This is a genomic window from Pseudomonas fluorescens (genome assembly GCF_005938625.1).
GTDB classification, from domain to species: Bacteria; Pseudomonadota; Gammaproteobacteria; order Pseudomonadales; family Pseudomonadaceae; genus Aquipseudomonas; species Aquipseudomonas fluorescens_BD.
Window position 1 is genome coordinate 41,988 of sequence record NZ_VCNJ01000047.1, and the last position, 20,583, is coordinate 62,570.

At 60.0% G+C, this 20,583-nt stretch carries 13 protein-coding genes; 3 read left to right on the forward strand and 10 right to left on the reverse strand.

The window, feature by feature from the left end:
* The first annotated feature begins 185 nt into the window (after positions 1 to 185).
* Positions 186 to 2,024 (forward strand): sigma-54-dependent Fis family transcriptional regulator, encoded by a 1,839-nt coding sequence (locus tag FGA82_RS24930; RefSeq protein ID WP_141129129.1) that lies wholly within the window; start codon positions 186 to 188, stop codon positions 2,022 to 2,024.
* Between the two features lie 176 nt (positions 2,025 to 2,200).
* Here FGA82_RS24930 and FGA82_RS24935 read toward each other — a convergent pair whose 3' ends face one another.
* From FGA82_RS24935 to FGA82_RS24950, 3 genes are all read right to left on the reverse strand, one after another.
* Positions 2,201 to 3,418 (reverse strand): MFS transporter, encoded by a 1,218-nt coding sequence (locus FGA82_RS24935; RefSeq protein ID WP_141129130.1) that lies wholly within the window; start codon positions 3,416 to 3,418, stop codon positions 2,201 to 2,203.
* A 385-nt stretch (positions 3,419 to 3,803) separates the two neighbouring features.
* Positions 3,804 to 5,186 (reverse strand): cysteine--tRNA ligase, encoded by a 1,383-nt coding sequence (cysS, locus tag FGA82_RS24945; protein ID WP_077573639.1) that lies wholly within the window; start codon positions 5,184 to 5,186, stop codon positions 3,804 to 3,806.
* 15 nt (positions 5,187 to 5,201) lie between these two features.
* Entirely contained in the window at positions 5,202 to 6,899 is a 1,698-nt protein-coding gene (locus FGA82_RS24950) for a glutamine--tRNA ligase/YqeY domain fusion protein (RefSeq protein WP_141129132.1), read from the reverse strand.
* Between the two features lie 250 nt (positions 6,900 to 7,149).
* On the opposite strand from FGA82_RS24950, the gene FGA82_RS24955 reads away from it, so the two are divergent.
* Positions 7,150 to 7,656: a peptidylprolyl isomerase gene (locus FGA82_RS24955; protein ID WP_141129133.1), complete on the forward strand. Its 507-nt coding sequence runs from the start codon at positions 7,150 to 7,152 to the stop codon at positions 7,654 to 7,656.
* Complete coding sequence (gene lpxH / locus FGA82_RS24960) at positions 7,653 to 8,399, forward strand: UDP-2,3-diacylglucosamine diphosphatase (protein WP_141129134.1); 747 nt, start codon at positions 7,653 to 7,655, stop codon at positions 8,397 to 8,399. The genes FGA82_RS24955 and lpxH overlap by 4 nt, the downstream gene beginning before the upstream one ends.
* 261 nt (positions 8,400 to 8,660) lie before the next feature.
* Here lpxH and FGA82_RS24965 read toward each other — a convergent pair whose 3' ends face one another.
* The 7 genes from FGA82_RS24965 to FGA82_RS24995 form a co-directional block, all read right to left on the reverse strand.
* The gene (locus FGA82_RS24965) at positions 8,661 to 10,190 is read right to left on the reverse strand and encodes a DHA2 family efflux MFS transporter permease subunit (protein WP_016986555.1); all 1,530 of its coding nucleotides are present in this window, start codon (positions 10,188 to 10,190) and stop codon (positions 8,661 to 8,663) included.
* Positions 10,191 to 10,330: 140 nt separating this feature from the next.
* On the reverse strand, positions 10,331 to 11,533 hold the full coding sequence (locus tag FGA82_RS24970) for an efflux RND transporter periplasmic adaptor subunit (protein WP_008082123.1): 1,203 nt from the start codon (positions 11,531 to 11,533) through the stop codon (positions 10,331 to 10,333).
* Between the two features lie 15 nt (positions 11,534 to 11,548).
* A complete protein-coding gene (locus FGA82_RS24975) occupies positions 11,549 to 13,018 on the reverse strand; it encodes an efflux transporter outer membrane subunit (protein ID WP_141129135.1) in 1,470 nt (489 codons plus the stop codon).
* On the reverse strand, positions 13,008 to 13,490 hold the full coding sequence (locus FGA82_RS24980) for a MarR family winged helix-turn-helix transcriptional regulator (protein WP_077573642.1): 483 nt from the start codon (positions 13,488 to 13,490) through the stop codon (positions 13,008 to 13,010). Before FGA82_RS24980 ends, FGA82_RS24975 begins: the two co-directional genes overlap by 11 nt.
* A gap of 255 nt (positions 13,491 to 13,745) precedes the next feature.
* Positions 13,746 to 15,065 (reverse strand): DUF308 domain-containing protein, encoded by a 1,320-nt coding sequence (locus tag FGA82_RS24985; protein WP_141129136.1) that lies wholly within the window; start codon positions 15,063 to 15,065, stop codon positions 13,746 to 13,748.
* A gap of 118 nt (positions 15,066 to 15,183) precedes the next feature.
* Positions 15,184 to 18,858: a translocation/assembly module TamB domain-containing protein gene (locus FGA82_RS24990; protein WP_141129137.1), complete on the reverse strand. Its 3,675-nt coding sequence runs from the start codon at positions 18,856 to 18,858 to the stop codon at positions 15,184 to 15,186.
* The gene (locus FGA82_RS24995; RefSeq protein WP_141129138.1) at positions 18,855 to 20,582 is read right to left on the reverse strand and encodes an autotransporter assembly complex protein TamA; all 1,728 of its coding nucleotides are present in this window, start codon (positions 20,580 to 20,582) and stop codon (positions 18,855 to 18,857) included. The genes FGA82_RS24990 and FGA82_RS24995 overlap by 4 nt, the downstream gene beginning before the upstream one ends.
* Position 20,583: the final 1 nt, after the last annotated feature.

Genomic DNA, 20,583 nt, shown 5'->3' on the forward strand with positions numbered 1-20,583 from the left:
TCTTGAATGCGATAGAGATCCCCTGTTGGAGCGAGCTTGCTCGCGAATGCGGTGTGTCATTCAACCAATTCGGTGACTGATCCTGCGCTTTCGCGAGCAAGCTCGCTCCCACAGTTGATCTGTGTTTTGCTCAGGATCTGGATTTATAACAACAATAAAAATCGCTGCATCAGAGGCCCACTGCCATGGCCGCACCTGCCCCGCCGCTGTCCCACGACGCGATCGTCCAGACTTCCTGGCAACGTTGCCGCGCGTTCGGTCTCGACCACCAAAGCACGCCGGCCTTCGATCAGTTGCCCGCCGCCGGCATTGCGCAGTTGCTCGACAGCCATCACTCACTGGTGCAGACCACGCATCAGGAGGTCCTGCCCTATTACGAGAACATCCTCAGCAACTCCAACTGCCTGATCATGCTCGCCGACAATCAGGGCCAGGTTCTGACCTCGTGGGGCACGCAACGCTTTATCGAGCCGAATCTGGCGCGGGGTTTTCAGGCCGGGGCAAGTTGGGTGGAGCGAACCAGTGGCACCAACGCGATCGGCACGGCACTGGCCTGTGAACAGGCCGTGCACATCGAACACGATGAACACTTTTTGAAAGCCAACCGTTTCATGACTGGTTCCGCCGCGCCGATTTTCGACGCCGAGCGCAAGGTCATCGCCGTGCTTGATGTGTCCAGCGACAGCTATCTGCCGCCCTCGCACACCTTGGGCATGGTCAAGATGATGAGCCAGACCGTGGAGAACCGGCTGATCCTCAACCTGTTCCATGGCCAGCATTTTCAACTGACTTTCAACACAGGATTGAACAACCTCGACAGTCAGTGGGCCGGGTTGTTGATCTTTGATGAGAGCGGTCAGGTGTTGTCGGCGAATCGGCGGGCTGACAATTTGCTGGGTGTGCGCTTGTCGCGGGTCAGTGTCGAGAGCCTGTTCAAGGTGGCGCTGCTGGAATTGATCAATCAACCCGACGGTCTGCCGTTTGCCTTGCAGACCTCCGGGCGCAACCGTTTTCAGTGTTTGTTGAAGCGGCCGAAGCAGGCATCGATTCAACCACGCGTTTTTGCTGCTGAACCGAAAACCGCCGCGCCCACCGCCATCAGCCTCAACACCCTGCACTTCGGCGACAGCCGCGTGGAAAAAGCCGTGCGTCAGGCCGAGCGTTTGCTGGAGAAAGACATTCCGCTGCTTATCCACGGCGAAACCGGCGTCGGTAAAGAAGTATTCGTCAAAGCCCTGCACCAGGCCAGCTCGCGTAGCAAACAGGCATTTATCGCCGTCAACTGCGCGGCGATCCCCGCCGAACTGGTCGAGTCAGAGTTATTCGGCTACGAGAAAGGCGCGTTCACCGGCGCCAACCAGAAAGGCAGCATCGGCCTGATTCGCAAGGCAGACAAAGGCACGTTGTTCCTTGATGAAATCGGCGATATGCCGTTGCCGACTCAGGCGCGGTTGCTGCGGGTATTGCAGGAGCGCTGTGTGCAACCGGTGGGCAGTAGCGAGTTGTTCCCGGTGGATTTGCGGATTATCTCGGCGACTAACCGATCTCTGCGTGAACAAGTGCAGTTGGGGCGGTTTAGGGAGGATTTGTATTACCGCATTGGTGGACTGACGCTGGAGCTGCCGCCATTGCGCGAGCGCAGTGACAAGGAAGCATTGTTTAAGCGGTTGTGGGAACAGCATCGGGAGCCGACGCAATGGGCGGGGTTGAGCCAGGAAGTGCTGGAGCTGTTCAGCCGTCATCCGTGGCCGGGGAATTTGCGTCAGGTCAGCAGCGTGATGCAGGTGGCGTTGGCGATGGCTGAGGAGCAGCCGGTGAGGCTGGAGCATTTGCCGGATGATTTTTTTGTTGATCTGGAGATGGAGCCGGTGGAGAGCGCTGCGCCGTTGGGGGTGGATTTGAATGATGTGGAGGCGTTGAACCGGGAGCTGAAGGCTTCCGGGGGGAATATTTCGCATCTGGCGCGACGTTTGGGGGTGAGTCGGAATACGCTTTACAAGCGGTTGCGGCAGATTGAAGGTTGAGTGAACTCCACGCCCCTCACCCCAGCCCTCTCCCAGAGGTAGAGGGAGCTGACCGAGGTGTCTGGCGCTGGACATCGACCTGAAACATCGTGCCGATTATGGATTCAAAGCATCACGTTCAAGTCGGTGTATCTCTCGAACATCCCCCATTCAGTCCCCTCTCCTGGGGGAGAGGGTTAGGGTGAGGGCGAAAATTCCGGCTCAACATGCGTAACCGAAGCCGCCTCCAATGTGCGCAACCCCATCAGCACAACCACCACCATCATCAACCCTGCACCAATAGCCACCGCAAATCCCGCCCGCGCGCCAAAGGCATCAATAACCAAGCCCGCCAGCATGCCACCGAGTGCAACACCAACGCTGATACCGGTAGTCATCCACGTCAGCCCCTCCGTGATCCGCGACGGAGGAATAATGATCGTCCCCATTTTCATCACCACGACCATCGTCGGCGCAAACGAGATGCCGGCGATAAACAGCGCCGCTGTCAGCACATAAACATCCGTTGCAAAAACAGGCAACACGCCGGTGAACGCCGTGACCAGGATCCCGATCAGAAACTGTTTTTCGATCGCCAGCGAAACCCTCATCGCGCCGAACGTCAGGCCCGCGATTAGTGAGCCGAACGCATAGGCAGCGAGGATGAAGGTGGCCGCCCCCGGCCAGCCTTGCGCATTGGCGAACGCGACGACGGCGACATCGATTGCTCCGCCAATGACCCCCATCGCCAACAACGCGAGAACAATGGTGCGAACGCCGGGGATCAGCAAGGTCGAGCCACCATGACTGGCGTGGCCCACAACAACCTTGGGCTCAGTCTCGCGTTGCAGGAGAAACGCCGTCACCCCGACGGCCAGCAACCCAACCGCAACAAGGGGCCCGGCTTCGGCGAAAAAGCTCACGCTCAAACCGATCGCCAGTGGCGGACCGATGATGTAAGCGAGTTCGGTCAGGACCGTGTCCAGCGAGAACGCCGTGTGCAACTGCGGCTTGCCCCGGAACAACTGCGACCAGCGCGCGCGGATCATCGAGGGCATGCTCGGCATCGTTCCCGCCAGTGCCGCCAGCACAAACAGCAATGCGGCCGGTGCGCGCAAGTATACGGCGGTGATCAGCGCAAGCAGCATGGCAATGCTGAACGCGGTGACGACGGGCAGTACGCGGCTCTGGCCATGTCGATCGACCAGTTTCGAGATGTGCGGGCCGAGCAGCGCGTTGCACAGGGTGAATGTACCGGCGACTGTGCCGGCCAGCCAGTACACACCGGTTTGCTGCACCAGCATGGTGATGATGCCGATGCCGATCATTGCCTGCGGCAAGCGGGCGATGGAGCTCGCGAGCACTAACCCGGTGGCACCGGGGGTCGTTAGCAGCTCGCGGTAGTGATTAGCCATTGTGTTTCCCTTACATGATCGTCGCCGCTCAGCATCCGGCTGAACGCGTTGCCGACATCAAGACCTACGCGAACGTCAAAAGCAACCCTCACCCCAGCCCTCTCCCGGAGGGAGAGGGAGCTGACCGAGGTGTCTCGAGTCATCCATCTACCTGAAAAAAGGAGTCGATTATGGATTCAGAGCAGGCCAGCCAGGTCCGCGTATATCGACCTGAAATAACCAGTCGATTATGGATTCGGTGCAGCACGTTCAGGTCGGCGTATTTCCTGAGCATCCCCCATTCGGTCCCCTCTCCCCCTGGGAGAGGGCTAGGGTGAGGGGCTTTTCTTGCGCCCAAACAAAAACCCGCACAAGGCGGGTTTTGTTTTGAAGCTAAACGCGGCAATCAGTCAGCCAAACGCCAGGTAGTCCCACCCTTGCCGTCTTCCAACACAACGCCCATCGCAGTGAGCTGATCACGAATCCGATCCGACTCAGCCCAATCCTTCCCGGCCCGAGCCGCCAGACGCGCCGCAATCAACGCATCAACCTCAGCCGCATCGACACGCCCTTCAGCGCCCGCCTGCAAGAAGTCATCTGCCTCCAGCTGCAACACACCCAGCACGCTCGCCAGTTCTTTCAGACGCGCCGCCAGACCCGCCGCTGCGTCGAGATCGCTCTCACGCAGACGGTTGATCTCACGCACCATCTCGAACAGCACCGCGCAGGCTTCCGGCGTGCCGAAGTCGTCGTTCATCACGGTAGTAAAGCGCTCAACAAACGCTTCGCCCCCGGCAGGTGCGACGTTCGGCAGGCCTTTCAACGCGTGGTAGAAGCGCTCGAGTGCGCCTTTGGCGTCCTTGAGGTTGTCTTCCGAGTAGTTGATCGCGCTGCGGTAGTGGCTCGACACCAGCAGGTAACGCACGACTTCCGGGTGGTACTTTTCCAGCACGTCGCGAATGGTGAAGAAGTTGTTCAACGACTTGGACATCTTCTCGCCATTGATGCGAATCATGCCGCAATGCATCCACGCGTTGGCGTAGGTCTTGCCGGTGGCCGCTTCGCTCTGGGCGATTTCGTTTTCGTGGTGCGGGAACTCGAGGTCGCTGCCGCCGCCATGAATGTCGAAGGTCTCGCCGAGGCAGCAGGTGGACATCACCGAGCACTCGATGTGCCAGCCCGGACGCCCGGCGCCCCACGGCGATTCCCAGCTTGGCTCGCCCGGTTTGGCGGCTTTCCACAGTACGAAGTCCAGCGGATCCTGTTTCGACTCGTCGACTTCGATGCGCGCGCCAATGCGCAGGTCTTCGATTTTCTTGCGCGACAGTTTGCCGTAGCCCATGAACTTGGCGACGCGGTAGTACACGTCGCCATTGCCCGGGGCGTAGGCGTAACCCTTGTCGATCAAGGTCTGGATCATCGCGTGCATGCCCGGAATGTGATCCGTGGCGCGCGGTTCCATGTCCGGCTTCTTGATGTTCAGGCGCGCTTCGTCTTCGTGCATCGCGGCGATCATGCGCTCGGTCAACGCTTCGAACGATTCACCGTTCTCGTTGGCGCGGTTGATGATCTTGTCGTCGATGTCGGTGATGTTGCGCACGTAGGTCAGGTCGTAACCGCTGAACCGCAGCCAGCGGGTCACCAGGTCGAACGCGACCATGCTGCGGCCGTGGCCAAGGTGGCAGTAGTCGTACACGGTCATTCCGCAGACGTACATGCGCACCTTGTTGCCATCCAGCGGCTTGAAGACTTCTTTGCTCTTGGTGAGCGTGTTGTAGATCGTTAGCACGTTAAATCCCTTGAATCACTGGCCCCACGAATCACGCAGGGTCACGGTACGGTTGAATACCGGCTGACCTGGTTTCGAGTCCTTCAAATCAGCGACGAAGTAGCCTTCGCGCTCGAACTGGAAACGGTCTTCCGGCTGTGCATTGCCAAGCGATGGCTCCGCACGACAACCGGTGAGTACCTGCAGTGAATCAGGGTTGATGTTGTCGAGGAAACTCGCGCTGTCTTCGGCCTTCTCAGGGTTGGCCGAACGGAACAGACGATCGTACAGACGCACTTCGCACTCGACGCTGGCGCCGGCCGGCACCCAGTGGATCACGCCTTTGACCTTGCGGCCTTCCGGGTTCTTGCCGAGGGTTTCCGGGTCGTACGAGCAACGCAGTTCGACGATGTTGCCGTCGGCGTCCTTGATCGCTTCGTCGGCACGGATCACGTAGCTGCCGCGCAGACGCACTTCACCGGCCGGTTCCAGGCGCTTGTAGCCTTTTGGCGGCTCTTCCATGAAGTCGTCACGGTCGATGTAGATTTCCCGGGCGAATGGCAGTGCGCGCACGCCCATGTCTTCTTTCGGGTGGCGCGGCAGTTCGAGGTTTTCGACCTGACCTTCCGGGTAGTTGGTGATGACGACTTTCAGCGGACGCAGCACGCACATGGCGCGCGGCGCGGTGTGGTCGAGATCATCACGGATGCTGAATTCGAGCATGCCGAAGTCAACCACGCCGTCGGAACGGTTGGTGCCGACCATTTCGCAGAAGTTGCGGATCGATTTTGGCGTGTAGCCACGGCGGCGGAAGCCGGACAGCGTGGACATGCGCGGATCGTCCCAGCCATGCACGTGCTTTTCATCGACCAGTTGCTTGAGCTTGCGCTTGCTGGTGATGGTGTAGTTGAGGTTCAGACGGCTGAATTCGTACTGACGCGGGTGCGCCGGCACTGGCAATGCGTCGAGGAACCACTCGTACAGCGGACGATGGCTTTCGAATTCCAGGGTGCAGATCGAGTGGGTGATGCCTTCGATGGCGTCCGACTGACCGTGGGTAAAGTCGTAGTTCGGGTAAATGCACCACTTGTCACCGGTCTGGTGGTGATGCGCGTGACGGATGCGATACATGATCGGGTCACGCAGGTTCATGTTCGGCGAGGCCATGTCGATCTTCGCACGCAGCACGCGGGCGCCGTCCGCGAACTCACCGGCACGCATGCGCGCAAACCAGTCGAGGTTCTCTTCTACCGAACGATCGCGGAACGGGCTGTTCTTGCCCGGCTCGGTCAGGCTGCCACGGTATTCCTTGGCCTGCTCCGGAGTCAGGTCGTCGACGTAGGCTTTGCCGGCCTTGATCAGCTCGACGGCCCAGTCGTGCAACTGGTCAAAATACTGCGAGGCGTAGCGCACTTCACCGGACCATTCGAAACCCAGCCATTTGACGTCGCTTTCGATCGCGTCGATGTATTCCTGATCTTCCTTGGCCGGGTTGGTGTCGTCGAAACGCAGGTGCGTGACGCCGCCGAACTCCTGGGCCAGGCCGAAGTTCACGCAGATCGACTTGGCGTGGCCGATGTGCAGGTAGCCGTTGGGTTCCGGCGGGAAACGGGTGACGATCTGGGTGTGCTTGCCCGAGTCCAGGTCTGCCTGGATGATCGGCCGCAGGAAATTGACCGGCACGGCAGGGCCGGACTTGGCATTCGAGGTAGGGTCGACAGTGGGCTTGCTCATAGGATCCTTGACGTACATGTGCGCGGCCGCAGAGGGGGCCAGACAAAACAAAGCCGCTATCATAGCCGATGCTGTCAAGGGGCTGACAGAGCACGGCCTATAAAGGAGCGCATTTAATCGCAGGGATTTGGAAAAACTGCCTCGAAATTCGCGCCTGTCACGCTAAACTGCGCACCTTGGCCCACGGGCTGAACCGGTAACGGGCCGAAATCTCCCATTGCCCACGAATTCCTTATAAAGAGTAGCGATCATGACTCAAGTTAAATTGACCACCAACTTCGGCGACATCGTCATCGAACTGGACGCGGAAAAAGCGCCAATCACCGTTGCCAACTTTCTCGAATATGTTAAGGCCGGTCATTACGAGAACGTGGTTTTCCACCGTGTGATCAAGGGCTTCATGATCCAGGGCGGCGGTTTCCAGCCTGGCATGCAGGAAAAGAAAGACAAGCGCGCCAGCATCCAGAACGAAGCTGATAACGGCCTGAAGAACGAGAAGTACACCCTGGCCATGGCTCGCACCATGGACCCGCATTCGGCATCGGCGCAGTTCTTCATCAACGCCACCAACAACAGCTTCCTTAACCACACCGCCAAGACCGCTCAAGGCTGGGGTTATGCGGTGTTCGGTAAAGTCGTTGCAGGCACCGAAGTTGTCGACAAGATCGAAGGCGTTGCCACCACCTCCAAGGCCGGCCACCAGGACGTACCAGCAGACGACGTGATCATCGAGAAAGCCGAGATCATCGAAGCGTGATATTGCTGATTTCAGACTTGCATCTGGAAGAGGAGCGCCCGGACATTACCCGGGCGTTTCTGGATTTGCTCGCCGGACGCGCCCGCTCGGCGAGTGCGCTGTACATTCTCGGCGACTTCTTCGAAGCGTGGATTGGCGACGACGCCATGACGCCCTTCCAGCGTTCCATCTGCCAGGCCCTGCGCGAATTGAGCGACAGCGGCACGGTGATTTTTCTGATGCACGGCAATCGCGACTTCATGCTCGGCAAGGCCTTCTGCAAGCAGGCTGGCTGTACGTTGTTGAAGGACCCGAGTGTCGTGCAGTTTTACGGCGAGCCAGTGCTATTGATGCACGGCGACAGTCTCTGCACCCGCGACGCCGGCTATATGAAGCTGCGGCGTTATCTGCGTAACCCGATCACCCTGTTTATCCTGCGCAACTTGCCACTGAGCAGCCGCCATAAGCTGGCGCGCAAACTGCGCAGTGAGAGCAAGGCACAGACGCGGATGAAGGCCAACGACATTGTCGATGTCACGCCGGAAGAGATTCCGCGGATCATGCAGGAATACGGGGTGAAAACCCTGATTCACGGACATACCCACCGCCCGGCGATCCACAAGTTGCAGCTCGGTGAGCAGGCGGCGAAGCGGATTGTGCTGGGGGATTGGGATCGGCAAGGTTGGGCGTTGCAGGTAGATGAGAGCGGGTATGCCTTGGCACCGTTCGACTTCGCCCCGCCACTGGCTTTGCCGCACGGCTGAAGATCGCTACCCCCTCACCCCAGCCCTCTCCCCCAGGGGGGCGAGGGGGAAAGGGAGCCGATCTCTGTGCTTTTCAAACCTGAGTTCGACTGAAGTCAGACAGTCCCCTCTCCCCAACGGGGCGAAGGGCAAAGGGAGCCGATCTCTATGCTTTTCAAAACCTGAGTTCGGCTCGGTATTGCAAGTCGGTGTACCTCGAACATCCACCACGGTCAGTCCCCTCTCCCTCTGGGAGAGGGTTAGGGTGAGGGGCTTTTGACCTTAATGCCCAGAAGCAGCCGGCCCTGCCTTGGCAGCAAACGGCGGTTTCGCCAGCCACACAATCAGTATCAACCCCATAAAGCCCCAGCCCAGCAGCGTGAAGTAATCCACGGTAGAGAGCATGTACGCCTGACTCGTCAAAATCTGATCCATCTGCGCATAAGCCGATTGGCTCGCCCCACCCAAATGATTCAAGGTCTCCCGGGTCGCCGGCTCAAAGGTGCTGATGCTTTCACTCATATACGCATGATGCTGATCGGCCCGGCGAATCCAGATCCACGTAGTCAGCGACGCCGCAAAGCTACCGCCCAACGTCCGCAGAAAAGTCGCAAGACCGGCACCATCGGCAATCTGGCTCGGCGGCAAGTCCGACATCAAAATGCTCAAGGTCGGCATGAAGAACAGCGCCACACCAATACCCATGAACAGCTGCACCAGCGCGATGTGCTGGAAGTCGACTTCATTGGTGAAACCAGCGCGCATGAAGCAACTCAAGCCAATCGCCAGAAACGCCAGCCCGGCCAGCAAACGCAGGTCGAACTTGTTCGCGTACTTGCCGACAAACGGCGACAGCAGCACCGGCAGAATGCCGATCGGCGCCACGGCCAGACCGGCCCAGGTGGCGGTGTAGCCCATTTGCGTCTGCAACCACTGCGGCAGGATCAAGTTGATGCCGAAGAACCCGGCGTAACCCAGCACCAACACTAGCGTGCCGATGCGAAAGTTGCGGTACGCGAACAGCCGCAGGTTAACCACCGGGTGCTGGTCGGTCATTTCCCAGATAACAAACACCGCCAGCGCAATCACCGAAATCGCCGCACCAATGATGATGAAGTTCGACTCGAACCAATCCAGATCATTGCCCTTGTCGAGAATCACCTGCAAAGCGCCGACGCCAATGATCAGCGTGATCAGACCGACGTAATCCATCGGCTGACGGCTGGTTTCCACCGGACGTTTGGCCAGTTGCGAACGCACCACCATCACCGCAAAGATGCCAATCGGCACGTTGATGAAGAAAATCCACGGCCAGCTGTAACTGTCGGTAATCCAGCCACCGAGAATGGGACCTGCAATCGGCGCGACCACCGTGACCATCGCCAACAACGCCAGGGCCATGCCGCGCCTGGCGGGCGGATAGACTGCGATCAACAGGGTTTGCGTCATCGGATACAGCGGCCCGGCGACCAGACCTTGCAGGACGCGGAAGCCGATCAGTTCCGGCATAGACGTCGAGATACCGCAGAGAAACGAGGCCAGCACAAACAGAATGGTGGCCCACAAAAACAGCTTCACCTCACCGAAGCGGCGGCTGAGCCAACCGGTCAGCGGCAGCGCAATCGCGTTGCTCACGGCGAACGAAGTGATCACCCAGGTGCCCTGCTCCGAGCTCACCCCGAGGTTGCCGGAAATCGTCGGCAGCGCCACGTTGGCGATGGTGGTGTCGAGCACTTGCATGAACGTCGCCAGCGACAGGCCGATGGTGCTGAGCAACAGGCTGGGCGGCGTGAAAGAGGCGTTATTGCTCATTGTGAATCCTATGAAACCAGATTGACGCCATGCCCCTGTGGGAGCGAGCTTGCTCGCGAAGGCGGCCTGTCAGACAAACCAATGCTGAATGACACACCGCTTTCGCGAGCAAGCTCGCTCCCACAGGATCAGAGTCGGGATCAGCGTTGCGCGGTTTTGCTCACCGCAGCGCTGTTGTCGTGGATCAGCTGCGCAATCATCGCGTCGGCTTCGGCCAGTTGGCGGTCGTAGACGTTGGTGCTGAACGAAGCCTTTTGTGGAGGCTGCTGTGCCAATACCGGGCCGCTCTGGTCGTGCAGGTTCACTTCAACGTTGGTCGACAGACCGACGCGCAGCGGATGCTTGGCCAGTTCTTCAGCGTTGATGTGAATCCGCACCGGCACACGCTGAACAATCTTGATCCAGTTACCGGTGGCGTTCTGCGCCGGCAACAAGGCAAACGCGCTGCCCGTACCGGCGCCGAGGCTGTCGACGGTGCCGCTGTATTTCACGTCGCTGCCGTAGATGTCGGATTCGATATCGACCGGCTGACCGATACGCATGTCACGCAATTGGGTTTCTTTGAAGTTGGCGTCGATCCACAGTTGATCCAGCGGAATCACCGCCATCAACGCGGTGCCCGGCTGCACACGCTGACCGAGTTGCACGGTGCGCTTGGCGACGTAACCGGTGACCGGCGCGATCAAGGTGCTGCGGGCATTGGTCAGGTACGCCTGACGCAGATCGGCAGCGGCCGACATCACGTCCGGGTGCGACGACACCACAGTGTCATCAACCAGTGCGCTGGTGGTTTTCAATTGCTGCTTGGCGTTGGCCAGGGCGTTTTGCGCCGAGGTCAGGTCGTCGCGAGCGTGGGACAATTCTTCCTGGGAAATCGCCCCGCCCTGCGCGAGGTTTTTCCGGCGGTTATAGTTGTCCTGGGCTTTCTGCACTTCGGCCTGTTGCGCGTTGACCTGGGCTTTCATGCCGTCGACGTTGCTGTACAAGCCGCGAACCTGACGCACGGTGCGCGCCAGTTTCGCTTGCGCACTTTGCAGGCCGACTTCGGCGTCGTTGGGGTCGAAATTGATCAGAACCTGGCCTTCGTGAACCAGATCACCATCGTCAGCACCGATGCTGACCACGGTGCCGGTGACCAGCGGGGTGATTTCCACGACGTTGCCGTTGACGTAGGCGTCGTCGGTGCTTTCGTTAAAGCGCCCGATGAATTCGTGATACGCCCAGACGCCGGCGCAGGCGAGTGCAACCACAACGGCCAGCACCAACAGCATGACTTTGCGCTTGCGCGGGTTGCCGGTGTCCGGAGTGTTGCCTTGAGCTTGGGTGTTTTCGGCAGTGGCCATGACAATTACCTTGAATTAGTTGTGCGGCGTGGCTGGGCTGGCGTTGGCTGCGGTCAGGGTGTCACCCTGGAAGCCGCCGCCCAGCGCTTGCATCAGTTGAATCGACAGGTCGATCTGCTCTGCATTGAGGTTGGCCAACTGACGCTGGGCCTGCAGCAATTGCTGCTCGATGCTGAGCACGTCCAGGTAGTTGCCGATGCCGGAACCGTAACGCTGGACGACGGTGTTGTAAGAATCCTGAGCAATGTCGGTGGCGTGTTGCTGCGCACCGATCTGCCGACCGATGTCACGCAACTGGTTGATCGTGTCGCTGACATCGCCCAGTGCTTTCACCAGACTTTTGTTGTACTGCGCCACCGCCAGGTCGTAATCGGCGTCGCGAGCATCGAGGTTGGCGCGCAGGCGTCCGCCGTCGAAGATCGGCACCGAAATGGTCGGGGCAATGTTGAAGAAGCGACTGGCCGAGCCGAACATCGCGTCACCCAACAAGGATTCGGCACCGGCCGAGGCCGTGAGGTTCAAGTTGGGATAGAACTTGGTTTTCGCCGAGTCGATGTCTTTGCTCGCCGCTTCGACGCGCCAGCGCGCAGCAACCAGATCCGGGCGACGACCGAGCAGTTCGGCCGGCAATACCGACGGCATGGCGACAGCGCTGGCTTGCAGGACTTTCGGTCGGGCGATTTCGTTGCCGCGATCCGGGCCTTTGCCGAGCAGCACGGCCAGGGCGATTTTGGCGCTGTTCAGGCGTTTTTCCGCATCGATCAGGCTGGCTTCGGAACTGGCTTCCAGACTTTGCGTTTGCTGGAACTGGTACTGGCTGTCGATCCCGGAGCTGAGGCGACGCTGGCTCAAGTCGAGCATCTGCCTGGTGCGTTTGAGATCGTCGTTGGCCAGGTCATAAACGATGTGCGCTTGACCGAGATCGCTGTAGGCACGGGCGACGTCGGCGGCCAGCGTCAACTGCGCGGCCTGACGGTCGACTTCAGCGGCGCGGGCCTGACCGAGCGCAGCTTCCCAGGCATCACGCTGACCGCCCCACAAGTCGAAGTTGTAATTGAAACCGGCGCTGACGTTACGCACGGTGGCGTAGGCATCGCCCTGCCCCAACGGGTCCTGATCCTTGGCCAGACGCGAACGGCTGATGCCGGCGCTGGCGTCGAGGGTCGGATAACGGGCGGCGTCGGCGGCATACGCGGCGGCGCTGGCCTGATGGGCGCGCGCTTCGGCGATTTGCATGTCCGGGCTGTCGTGCAGGGCTTCGCGGATCAGGCCATCGAGTTGCGGATCGCCGAGGCTGGTCCACCAGTCGCTTTTCGGCCACGCGGCTGGCGACAGGGTCACGCCGTTGAGGGACTGGCTGGCATTGAGGCTTTTCGCATCAAGGCTTTTGCCTTGAGTGTCGAGGCCGCTGTAGTTGGCGCAACCGGCGAGGATCATCGCCGACAGCACCAGTGTCAGGCTGCTGCGCAAGGTTTTACCGCTCATTGTGTTCACCTAACCGCTGGATGGTGATCGGGTCACCGGCTGCCAGCAGAATTTTCTTGAGGATGTATTCCAGGGTCTTCAACTCGTCCGGAGTGACGGCGCCGGCCAGTTCATTCATCGCGTCGGCGCCGATATGCGGCAGACGATCGGCCAGTTGCTGGCCTTGCTCGGTCAACTTGAGTTGCACCTGGCGGCGATCGCCTTCGCTGCGCTGGCGAGCCAGGAAGCCTTTCTGCTCCAGACGATCGAGCATGCGTGTCATCGAACCGCTGTCGAGCGACAGATGCCGGCACAGCTCGGCCGGGGTATCGACGCCGAACTGGGCCATGATGATCAATACCTTGAACTGCGCGGCGGTGATGCCGTGGGGTTCCATGTGGGTGTCGATGATCCGGTCCTTGAGCAGCGCAGCACGGCCAAGCAACAGGCCGAGATGGCAATGTTTGAATTCGTCCGGGGTGAAATGCTTCATTTGCTCACCTAATAACTGCCTAGGCAGTGAATGTATGTCGAGATGTTACTGCCTAGGCAGCGAATGTCAACGCAATAGTTAGGTTGCTTTGCAATTAGTTGACCAGTGGAGTGGGTTTTTATGTCGCGCGCGCTAACGCCTTCGCGAGCAAGCTCGCTCCCACAAGGCCATGCGTCAGCCAAACAATATTGGCAACGACACAAAACCTGTGGGAGCGAGCTTGCTCGCGAAGGGCGCGACTCGGTGTAACGTCGGTCAGGAATCGTCGGAAGGATGCACGGGTGGCGGTTGCACAGGATGCACCTCACGCCCCCGCAAGGCAGTGGCCACATACCCAAAGGCCCGCTTGCTCACCGCATAAATACTGTGCCAGCCCGCCGGTGCCGGCTCGATGGCAGCGTGCAATGCCCGCGCATAATCGAGCACCAGTCCGGGCGTCCAGGCCATCACCTCGGCGCGCTTGCGCACTTGCGCGGCGACCCAGAACTCGGGGCTGATGATGACTCGGGCGAAGTCGAGCATGCTCGAATGACCCCGGTTCATCGCTCCTTCCAGCGCCGCTTCAAGACTATGGGCAACAGCACTGGAACAATTGCGACTGGTCAGGTTGTAAGTGCTGTTCTGCCGATACTCCGTCCAGAACGCATGCAGGCGCCGGGCGTCATAGTGGGCAAAACTGACCTGCACCGAAGACGGGCACCAGTCCGCCACCTCACCGGCATAGTCGGGCAGAAACCTGCCGGCAACATCGTTGTTCGGCGTCGCCCGCAGCAAGCGCACAAAATCCCCCGCCGAACGATCAATGTCGTCCTGCGGGTAATGGCTGATGTAAATGTCCGGGCCACATTCCAGCGCCGCATGGCCGGCGGAGATGACGCCGTTGATGTCGACTGCCGCGATGTAGCGGTTGAGGAGGCGATTGCGCACTAGGGTGTCATCCACGGTGCCACTGGGAGTCCAGACGTGAATCACCATCGCGTCGCTGCTGGCCGGCGCACTCACTGCAGCAGGACTGGTCAGTGGCAGCTGGTTTTTGAAGCGCACGGCTTGCCGCAACAAGGCGCAACCGGTGAGGAAGAGGCTCATGCCAATGCAAAACGGCACCGTGCCCTTATAAAGCGTCGGGTACGGTTCAAGGATAAACACGCCGAAGCCGATTTCGAACAACCCCGCCAGCAACGACACTTGCCAGCCAACAAAGCGCACCACCACCGCAGCGGCCAGCCGAAATACTCCATCGATTATGAAAGCCCCGCCAAACAGCACCGCCAGAATCAGCCCGGCAGCATGTTGCCGGTCGACGATCAGCAGTCCCAGCAAGAGAAAAGCCAGCCCTCGCGCTCTGCGCAGGGCCGCAGCGGTCCCGGCTTGCGGTGCCGGCACCAGCAGCAGGATCAGGGCTTCGAGCAACAACAGATAGCCGAAGAGATGCAGCGGAAAATACAGAACGCCGTCCAGCGCATCAATGAAGATGCCCACTCCGGCCGCGCCCCAGACAATGCCCGTCAGCGCCAGCGCGGACCAACGCTTGCGGACGAAGTCGTGACCGAGCAAGACCATACTCAAGCGAACCATAGGCGTCTCTTTTGTTTTCGGGCAGCCGCCAACCGCGCAGCATTCAAGTAGCGCAGAGTCTAATGCATTCAGCGAGAGCCGGATCGCAGCGATGCGACCCGGCCAGGGGAAACGCGCGTCAGAAATCGCGCTTGTAGAAGATATCCAGCGAACTGGCGACGCCACTCGCCGCCTCGACATAGACCTTCTTGCTCAGCTTGTAGCGCAGCGCAATGGTGCTGGCCGGTTCAAACACGCCCACGCCATAACGCAAACTGAGCTTCTCGGTAATATTGCCGCTGGCCACCACACTGGTGGCATCGCCGCTGCCTGCAGTATCGAGCTGGAAGTCCTGAATCCCCAGGTCCTTGGCCAGACTGCTGGTGACTCCCGAACTGCCCATCAAGCCCAGTCCCAACGCCGCTTGCGCGAGCATGTTGTTGTCTTCGCCGTTGGTGCTCAGCGGTCGGCCGAGGACCAGATAGGAAAGCGCCTGCTCCTGACTCATCGCCGGTTCCGAGAAGATTTGTGTGGTCGGCTGCTCGGCGCTGCCGCTCAGGCGAATACCGGCGATCACGTCGTCGGTCTGGCGAATCGCTTCGATGTCCAGATACGGCTGATCGAGGGGGCCGGCGAACAACAGACGTGCACGCCGCACTTGCAGGCGCTGGCCGTAGGCACTGTAGCGGCCGTCGTTGAGCCACAACTCGCCACGGGTGTCCATGTTGTCGCCGATGTGCACATGACCTTGCACATTGGCGGTCAGGCCAAAACCGGCGAAGGCCAGTTTGTCTTCGCCGACCACCACGTCGATGTCCATTTTCATCGCCATCGGTGGTTTGCCCTCTTCGGTCTGCGCGCCGACGATGATCGTGTCATCGGAGACTTTTACCGTTGATGGCGGCAATTCACGCACGGTAATTTCACCTTTGGGCACTTGCACTTTGCCAGCGATTTTCAGCTCGTCGCCGGCCATGGAAATCTTCAGATCCGGCGCCACTTCGAGCTTGGCATAGGGCTCGACGGTGACCGGCAACTGCGTGCCTTTGAGCGCCAGATCGACCACCAACGCCTGGCCCCATGCGACGTTACCGTTGAGGCTGCCCTGCCCGCTCTTGCCGCTTTTCCAGCCGCCGTCGAGGCGTACCGATTCGCCGGCAATCAGGGCGGTGAGTTGCAGGTTCTGCAGCTCCATCGGCAACTCGGCGCCGGACACTTCGCCGTCGCTGAGTTGCACGGTGCCGTTGACCAGCGGCGCCAGCAGTCCGCCGGAAATCGTGCCGCTGCCATTCAGGCGCCCGGTGAGTTTTTCGACCATCGGCACAAACGGCCGCGCCACCGACAGATCCAGCCCACTGAGGCGGAACGAGCCGCTTAGCGGTTTGTTTTTCGGCAGTGGATTGAGCTGCGCTTGCACCAGCAACTCGCCGAGTTTGCCGCCAACGAAATTGAGTTCGGTGTCGACGCGCTTGGGCGTGAGTTTGCTGGTGAGTTTCAGCGTCTGGTACGGGAAGTCCAGCCACTGATCCTTTTCCTTCATGCGCAGGGTGCCGCCGCTGGCGTCAATGCTGACCACGCCGTTGGGGCCGCTGGCCGGCAGATCCAGTTGCAGATCGGCGTTGAGCTTGCCCTTCCAGGCAAAGTCTTTCGGCAACCACTGCGCGAGGCTTTCGATCGGGAACTGCTTGAGGTGGTAGCGCAGTTTCGGCTCTGGCATCAGCCGTTGGTCTTCACCGCACAGGCTGGCATTGCCGGACATCCAGCAATGCGCGCCGAAGTTGATTTTGCCGTCGGCGAGACGTTCGAGTCTGGCCGGATTTTGCAGTTTCCAGTCCTGGCCACCGGCTTGAATATCGCCGCTGGCCAATCGACCGCGCCAGTTACCCTTGTCCAGATTGCCATCCAGACCAAGGGCGAGTTTCAGCTTCGGCCCGATCAGGTCGAGGTTGAGTTTCTGGTTCTTGATGTCGCCTTGAGCGCTGGCGGTCAACACGCCCAGGTTGGTGTCACCAGCCTGAATGCCGCTGCCTTTCAGATCGATCTTCGCCCGTTGTGCACTGTCGAGGGTGGCATCGAGGTTGAGGCTTTGCAGACGATTGTCCTGGAAGACCAGTTGCGAACCTTGCAGGTCGAGTTTGCCCTGCGGCGCCTTCAACGTACCGGCCACATTGACCTGACCGTTGACCTGCCCGCGCAGTTGCGGCCAGAGCTGAGCCAGACGCGACAGCTTGATGTCGATCTGCCCGGTGAGTTTCTGTTGCAGGCTGCCCTTGCCGTTGATGCTGTTGTCGCCGAGGCGGATTTGCAGGGCGTTGAGATTCCACTGCTCGCCAGCGCCGTCAGCCTTGGCCTGGAGGATCGCCGGTTGCCCGCGCAGTTTGCCTTTGAGGTCGAGGTCGGCGGTGAGGCTCAGGCGCTCGTTTTTCATTTCGCCTTTGCTTTTCAGCGGCCCAGCGAGGGTGCCCGGCAACTCGGCGACCCAGTACGCCGGATTCAGCGCCGACAAATCCAGCGCCGTGTCCCAGGCAATGCCGTCGGCGAACTGAACGTTGACATGACCTTCAGCCTTGCCCTGCCCGGCTTGCATTTTCAGTTGCGGCAAGGCGATCTGTTTAAGACTGCCGCTGAACGGACTGCTCAGGGTAAACGCGCCCGCCGGACCATCCAGTGCGGCGGCGAAGTTGCCGAGGTATTGGCCGTCGGTGTAGGAGACTTCGCCAGTAAACGTACGCAAGGCGACTTGTGGCTCGTCGATTTCGTTATAGAGCCGGTGCCACGGGAAATCCTGCCAGTTGATATTGGCTTGGGCGCTGAGGCCTTTGCTCCAGTCAATACTGCCGGTGAGTTTCAGGCTTTGCTTGTCATTGGCCGTCAGGTCGAGGCCGGCGATCTGCGCGCCGCTGGCGTCGACTTTACCTTTGAGCAACAGCGCCACCGGGCCTTTATCGGCCGGCAGCGTGGCGTTGCCGTTGAGCTGGTAACCGTTTTTCAGGTCGCCTTCACCGGTCAACAGCAATTGATTGAGTTGCAGGGTGTCCGGCAGGTCGGCGCTCGGTTTGAACGCGTCGGAAGTGATGCGCACCTTGGCTGGCAGGTTTTCCACCAGCGGTTGCAACTCGCCGCTCAACTGACCATCGAGGTAACCCCGGCTGTCGGCGTGCAGGTTGAGGGTTTTCAGCAGATCGCCATCGACTTTCAGCGCCAGCGTCCACGGTTCATTGCCCGGCGATGGCAATGTCAGGTCACCGGCGATGTTCAGCGGCCAGTTACCGGTCGGCGCGAGGGTGCCGGATAGGTTCAGGCTGAGGTCGTCGCGCTGCAATTTGATGCTTTCAATCTGCATGCCCTGAGCAGTCCAGTGCGCTGCCAGTTGCAGGCCCTTGAGCTGTTCGCTGCCGTTGAACAGCAGGCTGCCGACTTGCACGTCGCCCAGCTCGATGGCCACCGGCAATTGCAGATCCGGCAGTTTGATCGGGCCGCTCTCGGTCGTCTCTTCGCTCGGCGGGAATTGCAGAATGACCTGGTCAGCCTTGAGCTGTTCGATGCACAAGGTCATGCGCGTCAGGCACAGCGGTGACCAGGCGAAGATTGCCTTGTTCAGCTCGACGCGGCTGCTGTCCTGCTGCCACACCAGATGATCGGCGCTCCATTGCCCGCCGAGGCGACCTCGGAAATTCTCGACGCTGAGGCCCGGCACGAGGCCCAGCACCCAGCGGCTGCCGGCCGCCGTGCCGAGTACGGCGGTGACACTCAATACAATCAACAACACCAGCGCCAACAACGCCAGCGCCGTAATTTTCAAAACACGCTTCACAGCTCAGGCCCCATGGAAAAGTGCAGCCGGATGCCGCCATCGTCGTCGAGTGCGTGGGCCAGATCGAGGCGGATCGGCCCCACCGGCGAGACCCAGCGCACACCAATACCGACCCCGGTCTTGAGGTTCGGCAGTTCGAGTTTGTTGAAGGAGTTGCCCTGATCGACGAAAGTCGCGACGCGCCATTTTTCGGCGATCGAGTATTGATACTCGACACTGCCGGCGACCATGTAACGCCCGCCGATCCGGTCACCGTCGGAGTTTTTCGGCGACAGGCTCTGATAGTCGTAACCGCGCACGCTCTGATCGCCACCGGCAAAGAAGCGCAGCGATGGTGGAATCGAGTTGTAGCCGTTGGTGGCGCTGCCGCCGACCTGCACGCGACCGAGGAAGCGGTGCTTGTCGAACACGGTGGTCAGGCCTTTGACCAGCGCGGTGCCATATAAAAGGTTGTTGTCCGAGCCGAGGCCTTCCTTGGCCACTTTGCTTTCGAAGCTCAGGCGATAGCCGTTGTGCGGGTCGATGCGATTGTCGCTTTTCAGGTACGAGTAGCTGATGCCGGGCATCAGCAAGGTACTCAGGCCAGAATCGTCGCCGAGCTCATATTCTTCGCGCTGCCATTTCAGCGAGATCACTCGCTGCCAGCCGCTCGGTAATTTGCTGTGCCATTCCGGGCCAAAAGTCAGCAGCTTGCTCAGCGTGTCGGAGCCGTCGATGTCTTCGAATTGATAGCCGCCGGCCCAGCGCAGTTTGTCGGTCAGTGGCGGGTCGAGCGGGATGTCATAGAACAGCCCGACGTTTTGCCGTGGCGCCGACAGCTCGGCTTCCCAGCCATAACTGTCGCCTTGCGGGTTGACCCAGTGGCGGGTCCAGTTGGCTTTGATGCGCGGGCCGACGTCGGTCGAATAACCCAGGCCCAGACCCATAGTGCGCGGCTTGCGCGTGTCGAGTTTGACGTCCACGGGGATCACGTCATTCTTCGCTGTGGTCGGTGCGGCATCGACGCGCACGCCTTCGAAATAACCGCTCGATTGCAGGTCGCGATTGAGTTCAGCGATCAGCTCGGAATCGTACGGCTCGCCTTCCTTGAACGGCACCATGCGTTGCAGCAGGTCTTCGTCGAACGGCGTGTCGCCTTCGAATTTGACTTTGCCCAGCGCATAACGCGGGCCGCTTTCGAAGATCAGTTCGACATCGGCCACACCCGCGCGCGGGTCGACCATGAGTTTTTGACTGGTGAAATGGCCACTGAAGAAGCCGAAGCGTGAAGCCTGATTCTGAATAAGTCGTTTGGCGTCTTCGTAACGCCCATGATTGAGCACCGCGCCGGACTTGAGCACGTCGCTTTTCGGTACACGAAAGGATTTGAGGGAAGCAGCCGGGCCGTCGACACGAATGGTAACGTTGCGCAGGCGAATCGGCTCGCCGGGATCGATGTTCAGCACCAGGCGCGGCTTGTCGCCGCCCTTGACGTCACTTTCAATCTGCGGCTGGTAGTAGCCCAACGCCTGAGCCGCTTTGCGCGCCTGCTCTTCGGCACCGCGACTGAAGCGCTGCAAGGCTTCTTCGTCACGATCGCCGAGGCTGCCGATATAGCCTTCTATATTGGCTTTAAGTTCATCGTTGGACGGCTTGATCCGCACGTCCAATTCACTTTGCGCCAGCGCCGCGCAGCTGGATAACAGCATGAGCACGCCACTGGTAAATCTTCCTGGAAACTTCATA

Excerpts from the sequence above, each read along its gene's own strand:
- FGA82_RS24930 (WP_141129129.1), top strand. The coding sequence starts at position 186 with ATGGCCGCACCTGCCCCGCCGCTGTCCCACGACGCGATCGTCCAGACT.
- FGA82_RS24935 (WP_141129130.1), bottom strand. The coding sequence starts at position 3,418 with ATGGCTAATCACTACCGCGAGCTGCTAACGACCCCCGGTGCCACCGGG.
- FGA82_RS24950 (WP_141129132.1), bottom strand. The coding sequence starts at position 6,899 with ATGAGCAAGCCCACTGTCGACCCTACCTCGAATGCCAAGTCCGGCCCT.
- FGA82_RS24955 (WP_141129133.1), top strand. The coding sequence starts at position 7,150 with ATGACTCAAGTTAAATTGACCACCAACTTCGGCGACATCGTCATCGAA.
- FGA82_RS24965 (WP_016986555.1), bottom strand. The coding sequence starts at position 10,190 with ATGAGCAATAACGCCTCTTTCACGCCGCCCAGCCTGTTGCTCAGCACC.
- FGA82_RS24970 (WP_008082123.1), bottom strand. The coding sequence starts at position 11,533 with ATGGCCACTGCCGAAAACACCCAAGCTCAAGGCAACACTCCGGACACC.
- FGA82_RS24975 (WP_141129135.1), bottom strand. The coding sequence starts at position 13,018 with ATGAGCGGTAAAACCTTGCGCAGCAGCCTGACACTGGTGCTGTCGGCG.
- FGA82_RS24980 (WP_077573642.1), bottom strand. The coding sequence starts at position 13,490 with ATGAAGCATTTCACCCCGGACGAATTCAAACATTGCCATCTCGGCCTG.
- FGA82_RS24985 (WP_141129136.1), bottom strand. The coding sequence starts at position 15,065 with ATGGTTCGCTTGAGTATGGTCTTGCTCGGTCACGACTTCGTCCGCAAG.
- FGA82_RS24995 (WP_141129138.1), bottom strand. The coding sequence starts at position 20,582 with ATGAAGTTTCCAGGAAGATTTACCAGTGGCGTGCTCATGCTGTTATCC.